15 protein-coding genes are annotated in these 18399 nt (G+C 69.7%); 12 read left to right on the top strand and 3 right to left on the bottom strand.

All coding sequences use genetic code 11. The features are described 5' to 3' along the window. Positions 1–5: 5 nt before the first annotated feature. The 6 genes from ABZ382_RS29810 (at position 6) to ABZ382_RS29785 (ending at position 5796) form a co-directional block, all read left to right on the top strand. Positions 6–956, top strand: coding sequence for an ATP-binding cassette domain-containing protein (locus ABZ382_RS29810; RefSeq protein ID WP_357095698.1), 951 nt, complete (start codon positions 6–8; stop codon positions 954–956). Next, positions 956–1723: an ABC transporter permease gene (locus tag ABZ382_RS29805; RefSeq protein ID WP_357095695.1), complete on the top strand. Its 768-nt coding sequence runs from the start codon at positions 956–958 to the stop codon at positions 1721–1723. Before ABZ382_RS29810 ends, ABZ382_RS29805 begins: the two co-directional genes overlap by 1 nt. A gap of 353 nt (positions 1724–2076) precedes the next feature. Beyond that, complete coding sequence (locus tag ABZ382_RS29800; RefSeq protein ID WP_357095692.1) at positions 2077–2925, top strand: lysophospholipid acyltransferase family protein; 849 nt, start codon at positions 2077–2079, stop codon at positions 2923–2925. 263 nt (positions 2926–3188) lie between these two features. Next, positions 3189–3758 carry a hypothetical protein gene (locus tag ABZ382_RS29795; RefSeq protein ID WP_357095689.1) on the top strand — a complete coding sequence of 190 codons (570 nt, stop codon included), beginning with the start codon at positions 3189–3191 and terminating at the stop codon, positions 3756–3758. Beyond that, a complete protein-coding gene (locus ABZ382_RS29790) occupies positions 3755–4858 on the top strand; it encodes a PrsW family glutamic-type intramembrane protease (RefSeq protein WP_357095686.1) in 1104 nt (367 codons plus the stop codon). Before ABZ382_RS29795 ends, ABZ382_RS29790 begins: the two co-directional genes overlap by 4 nt. A 59-nt stretch (positions 4859–4917) precedes the next feature. Then, complete coding sequence (locus tag ABZ382_RS29785) at positions 4918–5796, top strand: GNAT family N-acetyltransferase (RefSeq protein WP_357095683.1); 879 nt, start codon at positions 4918–4920, stop codon at positions 5794–5796. 66 nt (positions 5797–5862) lie between these two features. On the opposite strand, the gene ABZ382_RS29780 is transcribed toward ABZ382_RS29785, so the two are convergent. After that, the gene (locus ABZ382_RS29780; RefSeq protein WP_357095680.1) at positions 5863–6876 is read right to left on the bottom strand and encodes an alpha/beta hydrolase family protein; all 1014 of its coding nucleotides are present in this window, start codon (positions 6874–6876) and stop codon (positions 5863–5865) included. 197 nt (positions 6877–7073) lie between these two features. Between ABZ382_RS29780 and ABZ382_RS29775 the strand changes: the two genes are divergently transcribed. The 3 genes from ABZ382_RS29775 to ABZ382_RS29765 are packed head-to-tail and all read left to right on the top strand — an operon-like array spanning position 7074 to position 10369. Further along, positions 7074–7523: a helix-turn-helix transcriptional regulator gene (locus ABZ382_RS29775; RefSeq protein WP_357095677.1), complete on the top strand. Its 450-nt coding sequence runs from the start codon at positions 7074–7076 to the stop codon at positions 7521–7523. Positions 7524–7528: 5 nt separating this feature from the next. Continuing rightward, positions 7529–7942, top strand: coding sequence for a VOC family protein (locus ABZ382_RS29770; protein ID WP_357095674.1), 414 nt, complete (start codon positions 7529–7531; stop codon positions 7940–7942). A gap of 45 nt (positions 7943–7987) precedes the next feature. Beyond that, complete coding sequence (locus tag ABZ382_RS29765; RefSeq protein ID WP_357095671.1) at positions 7988–10369, top strand: excinuclease ABC subunit UvrA; 2382 nt, start codon at positions 7988–7990, stop codon at positions 10367–10369. On the opposite strand, the gene trpS is transcribed toward ABZ382_RS29765, so the two are convergent. Beyond that, positions 10366–11418, bottom strand: a complete 1053-nt coding sequence (gene trpS, locus ABZ382_RS29760) for a tryptophan--tRNA ligase (RefSeq protein ID WP_357095668.1) — start codon at positions 11416–11418, stop codon at positions 10366–10368. The genes ABZ382_RS29765 and trpS overlap by 4 nt on opposite strands. 172 nt (positions 11419–11590) lie before the next feature. Beyond that, entirely contained in the window at positions 11591–12502 is a 912-nt protein-coding gene (locus ABZ382_RS29755; protein WP_357095666.1) for an AraC family transcriptional regulator, read from the bottom strand. Between the two features lie 82 nt (positions 12503–12584). Here ABZ382_RS29755 and ABZ382_RS29750 point away from each other — a divergent pair, with 82 nt between their 5' ends. The 3 genes from ABZ382_RS29750 (at position 12585) to ABZ382_RS29740 (ending at position 18395) form a co-directional block, all read left to right on the top strand. Next, the gene (locus ABZ382_RS29750) at positions 12585–13283 is read left to right on the top strand and encodes an alpha/beta hydrolase (protein ID WP_357095663.1); all 699 of its coding nucleotides are present in this window, start codon (positions 12585–12587) and stop codon (positions 13281–13283) included. Between the two features lie 174 nt (positions 13284–13457). Then, complete coding sequence (car, locus tag ABZ382_RS29745) at positions 13458–16994, top strand: carboxylic acid reductase (protein ID WP_357095660.1); 3537 nt, start codon at positions 13458–13460, stop codon at positions 16992–16994. A 264-nt stretch (positions 16995–17258) separates the two neighbouring features. Further along, a complete protein-coding gene (locus ABZ382_RS29740) occupies positions 17259–18395 on the top strand; it encodes a lipase family protein (protein WP_357095657.1) in 1137 nt (378 codons plus the stop codon). Positions 18396–18399: the final 4 nt, after the last annotated feature.

Here is an 18399-nt window from a genome sequence, read left to right as displayed (position 1 = left end):
TCTCCATGACCACATCCGGATCGGGGCCCGCCATCGAGGTGAGCGGCCTCGTCAAAGCCTTCGGCGACCAGCCCGTGCTGCGGGGCATCGACGTCACCGTGCCCGCCGGGACGGTGTTCTCCCTACTCGGTCCCAACGGCGCGGGCAAGACCACCATGGTCCGCATCCTCACCACCCTCGAACGCGCCGATGGGGGAGTGCTGCGGGTCGGCGGCCACGACCCCGTGCGCGCGGCCGACACCGTGCGCGCGGCCATCGGCGTCACCGGGCAGTTCGCGGCGGTCGACGAGATCCTCACCGGCTCGGAGAACCTGCGGCTCATGGGACGGCTGCTGCACCTCGGATCACGCGAGACCGCCCGGCGCACAGCGCGATTGCTGGAGCAGTTCGAGCTCGGCGAGGCCGCCGGCAAGCGCGCGGGCTCCTATTCCGGCGGCATGCGGCGACGCCTCGACATCGCTATGAGCCTGATGGGGCAGCCCCGCATCGTCTTCCTCGACGAGCCCACCACCGGACTGGACCCGCGCAGCCGCCGCGAACTGTGGCGGGTGATCCGAGGCCTGGTGGCCGACGGCGTCACCATCTTCCTCACCACCCAGTACCTGGAGGAGGCCGACCAGTTGGCCGACCGCATCGCGGTGCTCGACGGCGGCCGCATCGTGGCCGAGGGACGCGCCGAGGAGCTGAAGCGCCTGGTGCCCGGCGGGCACCTGCGGTTGGGCTTCGCCGACGAGCACGGGCTGGCGGCGGCCGCGCGAGCGCTGCCGGTGGCCGAGATCGACGGCGAGGAGCTGGCCTTGCGGGTGCCCTCGAACGGCAGTGTCGGCGATATCCGCAAGCTGCTCGGCCATTTCGACGATCACGCCGTGGCCATCGACCACTTGTCCATTCACACACCCGATCTCGACGACGTCTTCTTCGCCCTCACCGGCAATACCGTGAAAGGTGCTGCGTAATGCGTACTCTCGTGCACTCCGCCCAGGACTCCGCCACCATGGTCGGCCGCAATCTGCGCCACACCCTGCGCAGTCCGGACACCATGATCATGACCATCGCCGTGCCGGTCAGCATTCTGCTGATGTTCGTGTACGTATTCGGCGGCGCGATGAATGTCGGCGGCTCCTATATCGACTACGTCGTACCCGGAATCATTCTGCTGTGCGCGGGATTCGGCTCGGGCGCGACCGCGGTGGCGGTGGCCACCGATACCCACAGCGGCATCGTGGACCGGTTCCGCGCGATGGCGGTGTCCCGCAACTCGGTGCTGACCGGGCACGTGCTGGAGAGTGTGCTGCGCAATCTGCTCACCAGTTCGCTGGTGGTGCTGGTGGCCGTGGCGCTCGGCTTCCGGCCCACCGCGGACCCGCTGCGCTGGCTGGCGGTGGCGGGGGTGCTGGCCTGCTTCGTGGTGGCGCTGTCCTGGATCGCGGCCGCGCTCGGGCTGCTGGCCTCGAATCCCGAGGCGGCCAACGGTTTCATGTTCTTCTTCATGTTCCTGCCGTACGTGAGCAGCGCGTTCGTGCCGACCCAGACCCTGCCGAGCTGGCTGCGCGGTTTCGCGGCGCACCAACCGGTCACCTCCGTCACCGAAACCGTGCGCGGTTTGCTGATGGGTACGCCGGTGGGGGATTCCGCGCCGACCGCGCTGGCGTGGTGCGCGGGTCTGGCTCTGGCCGGGTACCTCGCGGCGGGCGCGCTGTCCCGTCGCCGGACGGCCTCCTGAGATATGTCTACGCCGATATGCGCATCTACGCATGGCATCTCGGGTGAGCCATCTTAAGACGAATGCGGTGTGCGGAACCGGGGCAGTGAGATGAATGTTGGGTTTCGCACACTTCCTAACAAGCAAACGCTTGGGTTGATAACGTCGATGGTGCAGGAGGACGGTGACGGGCATCTGTCGCAACGCAGCGACGTCCGTACGCTGAACCGGACCGCGCATGCGCGGCCGTCGGAGCTAATCAATGGGGATCTGACCCGGGGGCAATTCAATTCGGCTCGACGTTGTTTCGAAAGCGTCGCGCGATGTCGTTGCGTGCTGCCCGTCCCCGGCAAAGCAATCGACAGGAATGGCTGATGACCGAGAACAAGGTAATCCCCGACCCGAACCACCCGCTGCTGCCGCTCGCGCGGGCCTACACCGACTACTTCACCCCCACGGTCGTCGGCGTGGAGAATCTGCCGACTTCCGGGCCGGCGCTGGTGATCGGCAATCACTCGTCCATCTACTGGGCCCCGGAGGTGTGGATCACCTTCATGGCCATGCTGGAGCACCGCCCCGACGAGCCCAGCTACGGCGTCGCTCACGACATCCTGCTGCGCGCACCGGTTCTCGGTGACAGCCTGCGCCAGTTCGGCGTCATCGCGGCCTCGAAGGAATCCGCAGCCAAGGGGCTCAAGGACGGCGGCGCGGTCATGGTCTACCCCGGCGGCGACTGGGAGGCGTGCCGCCCGTGGACCGATCGCGGCAAGATCGACTTCGCCGATCGCAAGGGCTTCATCCGGCTCGCACTGGAATTGGGGGTTCCGGTGATTCCCGCGGTCGCCAACGGCGGTCACGACTCGATCTTCGTGCTCAGCCGCGGCGAGCGCACCGCCAAGCTGCTGCAGCTCGACAAGCTGGTGCGCGCCAAGGTGTTTCCGTACACCCTGGGCCTGCCCTTCGGCATCGCCCCGATCCTGCCGCAGCTGCCGCTGCCGGCCTCGGTGACGGTGAGCTTCCTGCCCGCCCTGGACTGGTCCACCGAGCCCGGCGACCCGGACGACTCCGCCCTGGTTGACGACTACTACACCCGCACGGTCTCGACCATGCAGACCGAGCTGGACCGGCTGCGCGCCGAGACCCCGAACCCGGTGGTCGCGGGCCTCAAGAAGCACGCGGCGGGCTTGCCCGGACCGCTGAAGGGTCTCGCCGACCTGCTGTGAGCGCGCGGATTCGCTGTAGGGGGACAGCGGATTTCGCCGGATGAGCCATCGAGGATGCCGCACGCGGGCCGAAGCCGCGGGCGGCATCCTCGTTCCGTATCCGGCCGCGATATCCCTCCGGCGCTGCGGACACGCTTCGGCCGCCCGATGTGGTTAACTCGCGGCAAGCGCCCGGGCGGCGACTACCCGGGCCTCGAGCCGGGCGTCCGGAACGCATCCACCGTCCCCGGACGTTGCCTCAGGGAGCCGAGAGGGTGGAAGACATGGCGCGCCTTGTGCATTCGGTAGGTCCCGCGGTGGCGGCGGTGGGGGCGCTCGCGGTGGCGCTGGTGGTGCCGCCCCTGTTGTCGGACGCGGTGCCGACCCGGGTGACCGACCTGGACGAGGGGACCGGCATCACGCTGACCGCGTCCGGTATCGGCGCGGTGCACGGCGGCGAGGATCCCGCCAATGCCGTCTTCTTCCGGGTGCCCGAGCCGATGCGGCGGCAGGCCACCGGTGACGAATCGGTGGTGATCCTGAAATCCGTGGACGGCGAGCGGCGGCTGTCGGTGTCGGTGACCGACGGCATCACCGATTTCCCCACGGCCGCACCCCGCATGCTTCTACCCCTGCGCGCGGCGGGGGTCGCTGCGCGCTTTGACGGAGGAGTCGTCGACGAAGGCGAATTCCACGGTCTCACCTGCGAATTGCCCGATAAGCCGGGCGGCGTGTGCGCGGTGGTCGCGAGCGGCGACGTGGGCGTCACCCTGCTGGCCACCGGACCCACCCGCGAGGCGGGCCTGCAGCTGATCACCGAGGTGCTGAGCTCCGGCAAGGCGGTGGAGGCATGAGCTGGTTCCAGCCGCGTTCGGCATTGTTCTGGGTCTACTGCGTGGCGGTGGTGATGGGGCCGTTGCTGTTCCTGACGCAGGCGGCGGGGCAGGTGTGGTTCGCGGGTGCGGCGGCGCTGGCGGCGCTGCCGATCACGGCGCTCACCCTGCTGGTCATCGGGCGGATCCTGTTCGCGCTGGACCCTTTCCGGGCGCGGCGGCACCTGATGGCTCCGCTGGTGATGGGCGCGATCTGGGGTGCGACGGTGTGGACCGGGCTGGCCATGTGGGCCAACGATCATCTGAGCCGGGCGGTCACGAATCTGTTCGGGGACCGGTTCGCGATCAGCTGGAGTGCTGCGATCACCGCGCCGATCGACGAGGAGTACATCAAGGCGATCGGTATCGCGGTGGTGGCAGTGCTGTTCCGGTCGCGGCTGACCCGGCCCATGCACGGGCTGCTGCTGGGCGCGGCGGTCGGGCTGGGCGCGCAGATCGCGGAGGACTGCCTCTACAGCACGCAGACCGCGTTGTCGTCGCCGCAGACGCCGGTGGCGGACGTGCTGCTGGTGGCGGTGCTGCGGCTGGTCACCGCGCTCACCTCGCACTGGGCCATGTCGGCGCTGGCGGGGGTCGGGATCGTGGTGGCGCTGGTCCGTACGGACCGGTCGTGGCTGTGGCGGTTCGGGATGTTCGCCCTGTTCTACGGACTGGCGTTCACCATGCACGTGCTCTTCGACGCCCCGCGCCCGCCGGGTCCGCCCTTGGTCTCGACCTACCTGCCGATCCTCATCGACCTGGTCATCTTCGCCCTGGCGTACGCCTGGGTGCTGGCGAGCGAGCGGCGCTGGTTCCGCGGGCTCATCGCCCGCCCGGCCGCGCGCGCCATCGGGTCGGAGGCGGCGCTGGCCCCGCTGCTCACCTACCGCCGCCGCCGCGAAGCCCGTGCGGCGCTGCGGCATTCGACGGGCTGGACGCGCAAGCAGGCCCTCGCCTACGAACGTGATCTGGTGGATCGCATCACCGATCTGGATATCTCCGGGCAACCGGGGTTGACGGGTGATGTCGGTCCCGGATCGGGCGGGATCCCGCAGGGGCGGGTGGTCCGTTACCACTGGTAGGTGATTTAACGCGTGCCGGTTACCTGCGTCGAGATAACTGGACGCTAGCGTGGGTCAGTATGAGTGAGGGTCAGACGCCGCCCGCCGACCCCGCGCGTCGGCCGGTGGACGCGTTGCTGGAGCGTCGTCAGCAAGCGCTGTGCAACTACCTCGACGCGAGCGCCGACATCGCCGGCACCCGGATCCGCGCGAACCTGAACGGGTGGCACAAGTGGCTGGCCAAGCTGCCCGGCTCGCCGACCGCTCGTGCCACGGCCCGCCGCGACGCTCTGATGCGGGATCTGGCCGTGCACGGTGTCGGCGCGGACGATCATCGCTGGGGTGTGCTGTCGGGCGGATTCGTGCGCAGTCTCGGCGCGCCGCTGTGCCTGGAGGACACCCTCGCCGAGCTGACCGAGCGCCACAGCGCCGAGCACCCGCACTGGACGCGCCGCTTGGAGGAGCTGGCGCGCGCGACCGGGGAGGCTCGCCCGATGGCCGCGGTGGGGGATCGGGCCGTGGTCGCCGACCTCACCGAGGAGCTGCTCGCCATTACCCGCTCCGCCCCCGATGAGGCCGCGCGGCAACGGCTTTCCGATCATCTGCCCGGCGTCCTGCGGCCGGTGCCGTCCGACATCGAGTCGCTGCGCCGCGACGACAAGCTCGCCGAGGTGGTCTTCGACATCTACGCCGACACCATCAAGCTCGACAACATCACCGTGAATCCGGAGCTGCGCGGCACCGGTCTGGGCACCGCGATCCTGCAGCACCTGTGCCGCGCCGCGGACGCCCATCACCTGTGCATCGTCGGCCAGCTGGTCCCGACCTTCCGCGACGACGACTCCGCCGTGCCGGTGCTGGCGAAATGGTGCCGCCACCAAGGGTTCTCGGTCAACGAGCGGCTGGGCGGCCGCATCGTCCGCACGCCCATGAGCGTTCCGGGCGCCGCGGCCATGTAGCCGCCCCGAAACGCCGAACGCCGCATACCGATCGTCGGTATGCGGCGTTCCGCGTGGAAGCCTGGGTCAGATGCCCATGCCCGAGGCCAGCATCGGCCACGAGTCGTGCAGGGCCTCTTCCCAGTACGGCCAGTAGTGGGTGCCCACCGGGTCGTAGCGGAAGGTGCCCGGGATCTGCAGCGAGTCGAGCTTGCTCTGCAGGTTGTGGGTGCAGGCGTTGACCGCGCCCTCGATGATCATGCCCAGCGCCAGGTTCACGTCACCCTGCACGCCGGGGGCGGACTTGGTGTAGAACTCGACGTCGCGCATGAGCGGGATGCCGCTGCCGCTGGAGACGTAGAGCTGGGTGCCGCGCAGCTTCTCGGCATTGATGACCGGGTCGTTGGCGGCCCACAGCGGGCTGTCGGCCGGGCCGTACATGTTGGCGGTGTTGCCGCCCGCCCAGGTCTCGACGGCCAGCTTCACGAACTGGCGGCCCATCGGGTCGGCGATCTGCGCGCATCCGCTGTAGGCGGCCACGGACTTGAACAGGCCCGGCTTGGCCTCGGCCAGCTGCAGCACCGAGGTGCCGGAGGTGGACAGGCCCGCCAGCGAGTTCAGGCCGGTGGAGCCGAGGGTGGCGTCCAGCAGCGGCGGCAGTTCCTGGGTGAAGAACGTCGTCCACTTGTTGACGCCGAGCTGCGGGTCGGTCTGGATCCAGTCGGCGTAGTAGCTGCCGCGGCCGCCGATCGGCTGGATGACATTGACCTGCTTGTCGGACAGGAAGCCCAGCGCGTTGGTCTGCGCGGACCAGCTGGCGGTGCCCTCGCCGGCGTCGAGGCCGTTGAGCAGGTACAGGTTGGGGGCGGGCTGCGATTCGTCGACCGGACGCTGCACGTCGACGGTGATGTCCCTGCCCATGGCCGCCGAGTAGACCTTCAGATGCCAGGTGCGGCCCTCCTTGGTCACCGAGGAGACCGAGGAGGCCTTGTCCTGGTCGGCCGATCCGGTGCCGGCGGCGAGGCCCACGGACAGGATGGCGGAGAGGGCGACCGCGGCGGTGCGCAGGGCGGTCCGGTTACGTAGTGCAGAGAGCTTCATCGAAGAGCTGATCCCAGTTCTCGGGCCGTGCTCGGCCGCATGTAGATCGGTGCCGGGTCCCGGATGTCCCGGTTTCCCCGCACGCTATGTCTTGTGTCAAGGCAAAACTGTTACCTGACAAATCGTCCGGGCGGTAGTCCCCAATCCGCCGGGCACGTCGTCACGGGGCTGTCGGCCCAGCGTGCGACCATCGAGGGGTGACGAGCAAACCCGACGAGGACCAGCGCCTACGGGACCTGGCGCGCCTGCGGCGGGTGCGGGACCGGATCGATCGCGAGTACGCGCAGCCGTTGGACGTGGAGGCGCTCGCGCGCGACGCGCACATCTCGGCCGGGCACCTGAGCCGGCAGTTCCGGGCCGCCTACGGCGAGTCGGTGTACGCGTATCTGATGACGCGGCGCATCGAGCGGGCCATGGCGCTGCTGCGGCGCGGGGATCTGAGTGTCACCGAAATCTGTTTCGCGGTGGGTTGTTCGTCGCTGGGCACGTTCAGCACCCGATTCACCGAACTGGTCGGTGTGCCGCCGAGTGTGTACAAGCAGCAGATGGCCGACGCGCCCGAAGGCATGCCGTCGTGCGTGGAGAAACAGGTGACTCGACCGATCAGGAATCGAGAAGCCCAGGCAAGCGGCTCGCAACTAGCCTGATCGACATGGACATCACCATTCTCTCGAGCTTCCTCCCGCACAATGACGCGGACGCGGCGCTCGCGTTCTACCGCGACGCGCTCGGCTTCGAGCTGCGCAAGGATGTCGGCTACAACGGCCTGCGCTGGCTCACCGTGGGCCCGCCCGATCAGCCCGGAACCTCCATCGTGCTGCACCCGCCCGCCGTCGATCCGGGCATCACCGAGGACGAGCGCAAGCTCATCGTCGAGATGATGGCCAAGGGCACCTACGGCAGCGTCCTGCTGGCATCCAAGGACGTCGACGCGGCCTTCGAGGCGTTGCAGGCGAACGACGCGGTCGAGATCGTCCAGGAGCCGACCGACCAGCCCTACGGCGTGCGCGACTTCGCGGTGCGCGACCCCGCGGGCAATATGGTCCGTATCCAGCAGGTGCCCTAACCGCTTTTCCGCCCGACCGGTCCCGCCCCGCAGATGGAGACACGCATGGCCTCGAGCAAGTCCACGAAGAACGCCCTGCCCGCCGCCGACGCCCACGATCTGATCCGGGTGGTCGGCGCCCGGGTGAACAACCTCAAGGACGTCTCCGTCGACCTGCCCAAGCGGCGGCTCACCGTGTTCACGGGCGTGTCCGGTTCGGGCAAGAGCTCGCTGGTCTTCGACACCATCGCCGCGGAGTCGCAGCGGCTGATCAACGAGACCTACAGCGCGTTCGTGCAGGGCTTCATGCCGAGCCTGGCCCGCCCGGACGTGGACGTGCTGGAGGGCCTGACCACCGCGATCAGCGTGGACCAGCAACGCATGGGCGGCGATCCGCGCTCCACCGTGGGGACCACCACCGACGCCATGGCCATGCTGCGCATCCTGTTCAGCCGCCTGGGGCAGCCGCATATCGGTTCGCCGCAGGCGTTCTCGTTCAATGTGGCCTCGATCAGCGGCGCGGGCGCGGTGACCGTGGAGAAGGGCGGCAAGCAGGTCAAGGAGCGGCGCACCTTCTCGGTGACCGGCGGTATGTGCCCGCGCTGTGAGGGCCGTGGTTCGGTCAACGACATCGACCTGACCCAGCTCTACGACGACTCGAAGTCGTTGCGGGAGGGGCCGTTCACGATTCCGGGCTACAGCATGGACGGCTGGTTCGGGCGCATCTTCATGGGCAGCGGGTTCTTCGATCCGGACAAGGCGCTCGAGAAGTACAACAAGCGTGAGATCGCCGATCTGTTGTACAAGGAACCGACCAAGATCAAGGTCGAGGGCATCAACCTGACCTACGAGGGTCTGATCCCCAAGATCCGGAAGTCGATGCTGTCCAAGGACATCGACTCGCTGCAACCGCACATCCGCGCCTTCGTCGAGCGCGCGGTCACCTTCCAGATCTGCCCCGACTGCCACGGCACCCGGCTCAGCGAGCTGGCCCGCTCCTCGAAGATCGACGAGATCAGCATCGCCGACGCGTGCGCCATGCAGGTCAGCGATCTGGCCGACTGGGTGCGCGGGCTGCGCGATCCGGGCGTCGCGCCGCTGCTCGAGGCGTTGCGGCAGGTGCTGGACTCGCTGGTGGAGATCGGGCTGGGCTACCTGAGCCTGGACCGCGCCTCGGGCACGCTGTCGGGCGGAGAGGCCCAGCGCGTCAAGATGATCCGCCATCTCGGGTCCGCGCTCACCGACGTCACCTACGTGTTCGACGAGCCGACCGTGGGCCTGCACCCGCACGACATCCAGCGCATGAACGATCTGCTGCTGCGCCTGCGCGACAAGGGCAATACCGTGCTGGTGGTCGAGCACAAGCCGGAGACCATCGCCATCGCCGACCACATCGTCGACATCGGCCCGGCCGCGGGTTCCGGCGGCGGCACCGTCTGCTTCGAGGGCACCGTCGACGGACTGCGCGCCAGCGGCACCATCACCGGCCGCCACTTCGACGACCGGGCCGCGCTCAAGGACGCGGTGCGTGAGTCGAAGGGGGCGCTGCCGATTCGCGGCGCGACCGCCAACAACCTGCAGCAGGTCGACGTCGACATTCCGCTGGGCGTGCTGGTGGTCATCACCGGTGTCGCGGGCTCGGGCAAGAGCTCGCTGGTGCACGGCTCGATTCCCGCCGGTGAGGGCGTGGTGTCGGTCGATCAGGGCGCGATCAAGGGATCGCGGCGCAGCAACCCGGCCACCTACACCGGCCTGCTCGAGCCGATCCGCAAGGCCTTCGCCAAGGCCAATGGCGTGAAACCCGCACTGTTCAGCGCGAATTCGGAGGGCGCGTGCCCGACCTGCAACGGCGCGGGCGTGATCTACAGCGACCTGGCCATCATGGCCGGGGTCGCCACCGTGTGCGAGGAATGCGAAGGCAAGCGCTTCCAGGCCGCGGTGCTCGAATACAAGCTGGGCGGGCGCGACATCAGCGAGGTGCTGGCCATGCCGGTCGCCGAAGCCCTGGGCTTCTTCGCCGAGGGGGAGGCGAAAATCCCTGCCGCCCACAAGATCCTGGAACACCTCAACGAGGTCGGGCTGGGCTATGTGAGCCTGGGCCAGCCGCTGACCACGCTCTCCGGCGGCGAGCGGCAGCGTCTGAAGCTGGCCACCCACATGGGCGAGAAGGGCGGCGTCTACGTCCTGGACGAGCCGACCACCGGTCTGCACCTGGCCGATGTGGAGAACCTGCTCGGATTGCTGGACCGCTTGGTCGATTCCGGTAAGACGGTCATCGTGATCGAGCATCACCAGGCCGTCATGGCGCACGCGGACTGGATCATCGACCTGGGCCCGGGCGCGGGCCACGACGGTGGCCGGATCGTCTTCGAGGGCACGCCCGCGGACCTGGTGGCCGCGCGGTCCACCCTGACCGGCGAGCACCTGGCCGCGTACATCGGCTCCTAGTACACCGTCCCCATCGCCGCGCGCACCTCGTCGAGGGTGCGTTCGGCGATCTCGTTCGCACGCCGATTGCCTTCGCGGACAAGGCCGATCGCGAAGTCCGGGTCGGCGGCCAGTTCCGCGCGGCGGGCGCGGTGGGCGGCGAAGAAGTCGTTGACCGCGTCGGTGGCCAGCTTCTTGAGCGCCGCGCCGCCGCCGTCGCCGAGCTTGTCGGCCAGGGTCACCTCGTCGCTGCCCAGGCACAAGGCCGCGGTGGTGAGCAGCGCGGACACGCCGGGGCGGGCGTCGGGATCGAAGGTGATGCGCCGGTCGGCGTCGGTGGGGGTGCGGCGGATGAGAGCCGCGGTCTCGTCGGCGGTCATGGACAGCGAGATGGCGTTGCCGTAGCTCTTGCTCATCTTGCGCCCGTCCAGGCCAGGGATCTCCGGGGTGGCGGTGAGCAGCGCCTGCGGTTCCGGGAACACCTGCCCGAAGCGTTCGTTGAAGCGCCGCGCGATGACCCGGGTCAGCTCCAGGTGCGGCAGCTGATCCTTGCCGACCGGTACCAGAGTGCCCTTGCAGAACAGGATGTCGGCGGCCTGATGCACCGGGTAGGTGAGCATCAGCCCGCCCAGCGCCCGTCCCGACGCGGCGAGTTCGGTCTTCACCGTCGGATTGCGGTGCAGCTCGGCCTCGGTGACCAGACTCAGGAACGGCAGCATCAGCTGGTTGAGAGCGGGCACCGCGGAATGGGTGAACACCGTGGCCCGGCTGGTGTCGATCCCGGCGGCCGCGTAGTCCAGCACCGCGTTCACCACGTTGTCGCGGACCTGGCCGAGGGTGTCGCGGTCGGTGATGACCTGGTAGTCGGCCAGGATCACCCACAGGTCCACGCCCAGTCCCTGCAAGCGCACCCGTTCCCGGATGGTGCCGAAGTAGTGGCCCAGATGCAGTCTGCCCGTGGGCCGTTCACCGGTGAGGACGCGGAAGCGGCCGGGCTGGGCGGCCACCTCGGCGGCCAGGTCGTCGCTGCGCTCGCGGGTGGCGGCGAAGGAATCCGAAAGGGTGGTCACCGTACAACTCCTGAAAGTTCATGGAGGGCTGCACGAGCAGGGTGTTCCGGTCGGGAAGCACGGGCCGCGTACAGCCCGTGGACATGGTTCAGCGGGCCGCTACTGCGACCAGCGCCATGCCTGCCGGATGTGAATCACCTGTCCACCATAACAAGCGGGCGCGCGGCGCAGGTCAGGGGCGGGGCGGGGTGTCGCCCTTGCGGTAGCGCAGCGGCGGGGTGTCGTAGCGGCGGCGGAACGCGCGGCTGAAGGCGGCCTCGGAGTCGTAGCCGACCTGGTGGGCGACCGCGGCGATGGGAATCGTGGTGGAGCGCAACAGGGTCGCGGCGCGCGCCAGGCGGCGGTCGGCCAGATAGGCGGCGGGCGCGCGGCCCAGCCTGCGGGTGAAGCGGTCGGTGAAGGTGGTGCGCGACATGGACGCCAGCGCCGCCAGATCCGACACCGTCCACGGGGCGGCGGGCGCGCGGTGCACGGCGGTGAGGACGGGGGCGAGTGCCGGGTCGAGGGCGGCGGTCAGCCAGCCGGGGGCGGCGGTGTCGGTGGACCAGGCGCGCAGCGCGTGGATGAACAGCAGGTCCAGGATGCGCGAGATCATGGCGGCCGCGCCCGGCCGCGGATCGGTGACCTCGACCATCAGCAGGTTCAGGCTCAACGGCAGCCAGTCGCGGGCGCGACCGGCGGCGTCGATGTGGATCGCGGAGGCGAGCACGGAAAGCAGTGGGGCGGCCTGGGGTTCGTCGACCAGGAACGAGCCGGTGACCCAGCGGGTGTCGGCCGTCAGCGGCGTCACGGTGTGGCCGTCGCCGCGGGCGAGTACCACCATGTCGCCGGAATGCGCTGTGGTGGGGCCGGATTCGCCGTCCACCCGGATCTCGACGGCGCCCTGCTCGACGATGTGGAGCACCCGCTTGCCGGCCGGAACCCGCACCGGGGCATCGGATTCGGCGGTGTGCCGGGCGACGGTCTCGCCGCGTAGCCGCACCGTCTCCAGAATCTCCGACAGGGCGTCAAGTCCCGCGAGCTCCGCCGGGTCCGGCAACACGGCATCCGGTGATTCGGCAAAGTTTTGCGGTGTTTCCGTCATGGTCTTTGCTCCATCATCCGAATAGCGTAGATCTCGCAACCCGGGAAGCACATGAGATCAGTACTTCGAGAGGAGATACGCCATGGCGGACAAACCTGCGATCGTTCTGGTACACGGATTCTGGGGTGGTGCGGCGCACTGGGCCAAGGTCATCGTGGAATTGCGACGGCGCGGCTACGAGTCGCTGTACGCGGTGGAGAACCCGCTCACCGGGCTGGCCGACGATGCCGCCCGGACCCAGCAGATGGTGCGCCAGATCGCGGGGCCGGTCCTGCTGGTGGGCCATTCGTACGGCGGGGCGGTCATCACCGAGGCCGGTGACCTGCCCAATGTCGAGGGTCTGGTCTATGTCGCGGCCTTCGCGCCGGACGCGGGGGAGAGTCCCGGTCAGATCACCGAGCAGCTGCCCCCGGCGGCGGTCGCGGCCATCGCGCCGGATTCGGACGGCTACCTGTGGATCGCGCAGGACAAGTTCCACGACAGCTTCTGTCAGGACCTGACCGAGGACGAGGCGCTGGTCATGGCCGTCACCCAGAAGGCGCCGGTGGGGTCGGCCTTCGGTGACGCGGTCACCGCCCCGGCCTGGAAGGCCAAGCCGACCTGGTATCAGGTGTCCACCGAGGACCGCATGATCAACCCGGACAACGAGCGGCGGATGGCCGAGCGCATGGGCCCGCGCGGCATCGTGGAGCTGCCCGCGAGCCACGCCTCGCTGGCCTCGCAGCCGGGCGCGATCGCGGATCTGATCGATGCCGCAGTCGCGGATCTGGGCTACCGCTAGCCCTCGACTGACGCGCGGTGCATTCTGTTGTTCGGGGATGCACCGCGGAGTCTTGACTTTCCTGTTCCGCGCCCGCATCGTAGGGATACTTAGCGAGGCTAAGCGATTGGGAGAAATCCCGGCGCCCGAACCGGATTCGGGGCGTGCGGTCACTGGAGATCCAGGGAGGCAGTGATGGTCGAGGACGCCGCGCGTGCGGAGCTGACCCAGCGATTGGCGGATCGGCTCGCCCGCGCCGAGGCCGCCCGGCGCTTCCAGGCGCTGCTGGTCGACGATCAGGTCCGCGCGCTGGCGCCCTCACCCGAGATCGCGGCCGCGGCCCAGCAGCCCGGACTGGCGCAGTCCGAGGTCGTGGCGATCCTCATGGACGGGTACGCGGACCGTCCGGCCATCGCCGAGCGGGCCGCCGAGATCGTCACCGGGCCGGACGGCCGACGCACCCGGCGGCTGCTGCCCGGGTATCGCGCCATCACCTATCGCGAATTGTGGTCGCGCGCGGGCGCACTCGCCGCCGACTGGCACGCGGACACGCGGAATCCCTTGCGCCCCGGCGATTTCCTGTGCTCGCTGGGCCTGGTCAGCGGCGACCTCACCGCGGTCGAGCTGGCGACCGTCCGGCTCGGCCTGGTGAGCGTGCCGTTGCAGGCGAGCGCCCCGGCCGCGCAATGGCATTCGATCATCGCCGAGACCGGCGCACGGGCGCTGGCGGTGAGCCTGGAACTGCTCACCCACGCCCTCGACTGCGTCCTCGACGACACCCCGGTGAAATCGCTGGTGGTCTTCGATTTCGATCCCGGCGACGACCGCCAGGCCGAGACCTACGCCGCCGCACAACGCCGCATCGCCGAGTCGGGCGCCGCGCTGACGCTGGAAACCCTTGCGGCCGTGACCGATCGGGGCCGCGACCTGCCGCCGGTCCCGCCGCACGTGCCCGCCGACCCCGACGAGCCCGCGCTGCTCATCTACACCTCCGGCAGCACCGGCACCCCCAAGGGCGCGATCTACACCCACCGCCTGGTGACCGGAATGTGGCAGGGCCCGGCCCAGATCCCGGTCCCGGTGCTGAACTTCTGCTACATGCCCCTGAGCCACGTCGCCGGACGCATGGTGGTGAACGGCACCTTCTCCCGCGGCGGCACCGTCTACTGCACCGCCTCGGGCGATATGTCGACCCTGTTCGAGGACTTCCGGCTGGCCCGGCCCACCGAGGCGTTCTTCGTGCCGCGCGTGTGCGAGATGGTGTTCCAGCGCTACCAGAGCGAGTCGCAGCGCCGCCGGGCCGCGGGCGCGTCCGCCGAGGAGGCCGCGGCGGCCGCGAAAACCGCGCTGCGACAGGACTTCCTGGGTGAGCGCCTGGCCCGCGTCATGGTCGGCAGCGCGCCCATCTCCGCGGAGATGAAGGAGTTCATGAACTCGGTGCTGGATCAGCCGCTCATCGACGGCTACGGCTCCACCGAGGCGGGCGGCGGCCTGCTCATCGACAACGAGATCCGCCGGCCGCCGGTGCTCGACTACAAGCTGGTCGACGTCCCCGAGCTCGGCTATTTCGCCACCGACAAGCCGTATCCGCGCGGCGAGTTCCTGGTGAAGTCGATCCTGCAGGTCCCCGGCTACTTCAAGCGGCCCGAGCTGACCGCGGAGATGTTCGACGAGGACGGCTTCTACCGCACCGGCGACATCGTCGCCGAGGTCCGCCCCGACCACCTGGTCTACGTCGACCGCCGCAACAATGTGCTCAAGCTGTCGCAGGGCGAGTTCGTGACGGTGGCCACGCTGGAGGCGGTCTACGCCACCAGCCCGCTCATCTCCCAGATCTTCGTGCACGGCTCCAGCGAACGCTCGCATCTGCTGGCCGTCATCGTGCCCACCGACGCGGCCCGCGCGCTCGAACCCGCCGAACGGACCGCCGCGATCGCCGAGTCGCTGCGGCAGCTGGCCAAGGACGCGGAGCTGGAGTCCTACGAGATTCCGCGCGAGTTCCTGCTCGAATCCGAGCCCTTCACCCAGGACAACGGGCTGCTGTCGGGGATCGGAAAACTGTTGCGGCCCAAGCTGCGGGAACGCTACGGCGACCGGCTCGAGGAGCTCTACCGGGCCCAGGCCCGGCGCCAGGAGGACGAGCTGGCCGCGCTGCGCGTCGGGGCCGCCGACCGGCCGGTGCTCGAGACGGTGCGCACGGCGGCGTGCGCGATCCTCGGCGGCGGTGAGCCCGCGGCGGACGAGCACTTCACCGATCTGGGCGGGGATTCGCTGTCGGCGCTGTCGTATTCGACGCTGCTGCGGGAGATCTTCGGCATCGAGGTGCCGGTCGGCGTCATCGTGAGTCCCGCCAACGACTTCACCGGGCTGGCCGCCTACATCGAGGCCGCGCGCGCCGGTGACATCCGCCCGACCGCGGCGACGGTGCACGGCGGCACCGAGATCCGGGCCGCCGACCTCACCCTCGACAAGTTCCTCGACGCGCCGACCCTCGACGCGGCCCCCGAGCTGCCGCTCGCCCCGCAGCCGCCGCGCACGGTGCTGCTCACCGGCGCCAACGGCTACCTGGGCCGGTTCCTGTGCCTGGAATGGCTGGAGCGCCTGGACGATTCGGGCGGCACCCTGATCTGCGTGATCCGCGGCCGCGACGCCGAGTCCGCGCGAGCGCGGCTCGACGAGGTCTTCGACAGCGGCGATCCGGCGCTGCTCGCGCGCTACCGCGAGCTCGCCGACCGCCGCCTGCGCGTGCTCGCCGGCGACATCGCCGACCCGTATTTCGGCCTGGACCACCAGGAATGGCAGGACCTGGCCGCCACCGTCGACCTGATCGTGCACCCCGCCGCCCTGGTCAACCACGTGCTGCCCTACGACCAGCTCTTCGCACCGAACGTGGTCGGCACCGCCGAGGTGATCCGGCTGGCCCTGACCACGGTCCGCAAGCCGGTGACCTATCTGTCCACGGTCGCCGTGGCCGCGCAGATCGATCCCGCGGTCTTCACCGAGGACGGCGACATCCGCGAGATCAGCCCCGTGCGTTCCCTCGACGACGGCTACGCCAACGGCTACGGCAACAGCAAGTGGGCCGGTGAGGTGCTGCTGCGCGAGGCCCACGATCTGTGCGGGCTGCCGGTGGCGGTGTTCCGCTCCGACATGATCCTGGCCCACACCACCTTCGCCGGTCAGCTGAACCTGCCCGACATGTTCACCCGCCTGCTGCTCAGCGTGCTCGCCACCGGTCTGGCCCCGAAGTCGTTCTACGCCTTGGACGCTCGCGGCGAACGGCAGCGCGCCCACTACGACGGCCTGCCCGCCGACTTCACCGCCGCCGCCATCACCGCTCTCGGCGCCCGCGTCACCGATGGTTTCGACAGCTTCGACGTGCTCAACCCGCACGACGACGGGATCTCCCTCGACGAGTTCGTGGACTGGCTCATCGAATCCGGCCACCCCATCGACCGCATCGACGCGCACCGCGACTGGTTCACCCGCTTCGAGACCGCCCTGCGCGCGCTCCCGGAGAAACAACGCTCCTACTCGGTGCTCCCGCTGCTGCACGCCTACCGCCACCCCGCACCCCCGATCCCCGGCGCGGCCCTCCCGGCCAAGCGCTTCCAGGCCGCGGTCCAGCACGCGAAACTCGGCCCGACCGGAGACATCCCGCACCTGACCAGAGGGCTCATCGACAAGTACGCCGCCGACCTGCGCCTGCGCGGCCTGCTCCCGCCGTCCTGACGCCGGCGTTTCGAGCCTTTCGGAGGTTGCGGGAGTGCTGAACTCGCCAAATCTCGGTGAAGCTGCCCACGCTCTCAGGGGCTTCCACCGAGTAGCTGAGCTGGTCCGGAGCCCGGGTCGCGTCGGCGGGCTGATGCGCGCACCGGAGGCGGCGCTGCGCTGACCCGCGGCACGCGAACGGCCGCGGCCCGGCGCCGATCACATAGTCTGACCGGAATGTCGCTCTGCGACACCCGAGCGAGACGAGTACGAGAGGACTCCTCGATGACGCGACGCACCGTGATGACCCTGGTCTCGGCGGCGATGCTGGCCACCGGCCCGCTCACCGCCGCCGCCCTGGCCGACCCGCCCGCGCGGGCCGAGGGCGCGACCCCGGGCGCGGTCGTCGGCGATGACGCGCTGCCGCAACACCTGTGGCTCGACGGGACCGGATCGGCCCGCAAACTCACCTACTGGACCCGCGATTCGTCCGATCAGCCCGCGTTGTCCACCGGGGTCGTGTTCACCCCGGCGGGCGCCCCGCCGCCCGGCGGCTGGCCGGTGCTGTCGTGGGAGCACGGCACGGTCGGCATCGGCGACGACTGCGCGCCGTCGGTGACCGGTCGCTCCGATCGCGACAACGGCTTCCTGGCCACCTGGCTGCGGCAGGGCTACGCCATCGTCGCCACCGACTACATCGGGCTGGGCACCCCCGGCGTGCACGCCTACCTCGACGGCCGCGCCGAGGCGCACGCCGCCATCGACATGGTGCGTGCCGCCCGCGCGGTGGACCGGTCGCTGGCCTCGAAGTGGGTCGCGATCGGTCAGTCGCAGGGCGGCGGGGCCGCGGTGTTCACCGCCTCGCTCGCGACTCGCTATGCGCCCGAACTGGATTACCGCGGCGCGGTCGCCACCGGCCCGGCCTCCAATATCGTCGACGCCGCCACGCTGATCGGTCCGGGCACCGCCGTCGGGTCCCCGCACATCACCGCGTACGCCACCTACGTCCTCGACGGCCTGAAGGCGGCCCGCCCGGACTTCGACCTGGACAGCTACCTCAGCCCGGAGGGCAAGGACCTGGTCGAGGACGCCAAGACGCTGTGCTTCACGCCGCTGGCCGAACGCGCCGACGGGCTGACGCTGGGGCAGCTGCTGTCGCGCCCGCTGGCCCAGGGCGATTTCGTGCCCACCGCGCGCTCGGTCATGGATGTGCCGCTGACCGGCTACGACCGGCCGCTGTTCATCGGCCAGGGCACCAACGACACCGACGTCCCCGCGCCCCTGACCGCCAAACTGGTCGCCGACATGGCGCTGGCGGGCACCTTCCCCGAGGTGCATGTCTACCCGGGCAAGGACCACAGCGGCGCGATGCTGGCCTCGCTGGCCGACAGTGTGCCCTTCGTGGCCCGACTGTTCGCCTGACCAT

This window comes from Nocardia sp. NPDC005825, from assembly GCF_040630175.1.
Lineage (GTDB): Bacteria > Actinomycetota > Actinomycetes > Mycobacteriales > Mycobacteriaceae > Nocardia.
This window is presented reverse-complemented; position numbering and strand designations above follow the sequence as displayed.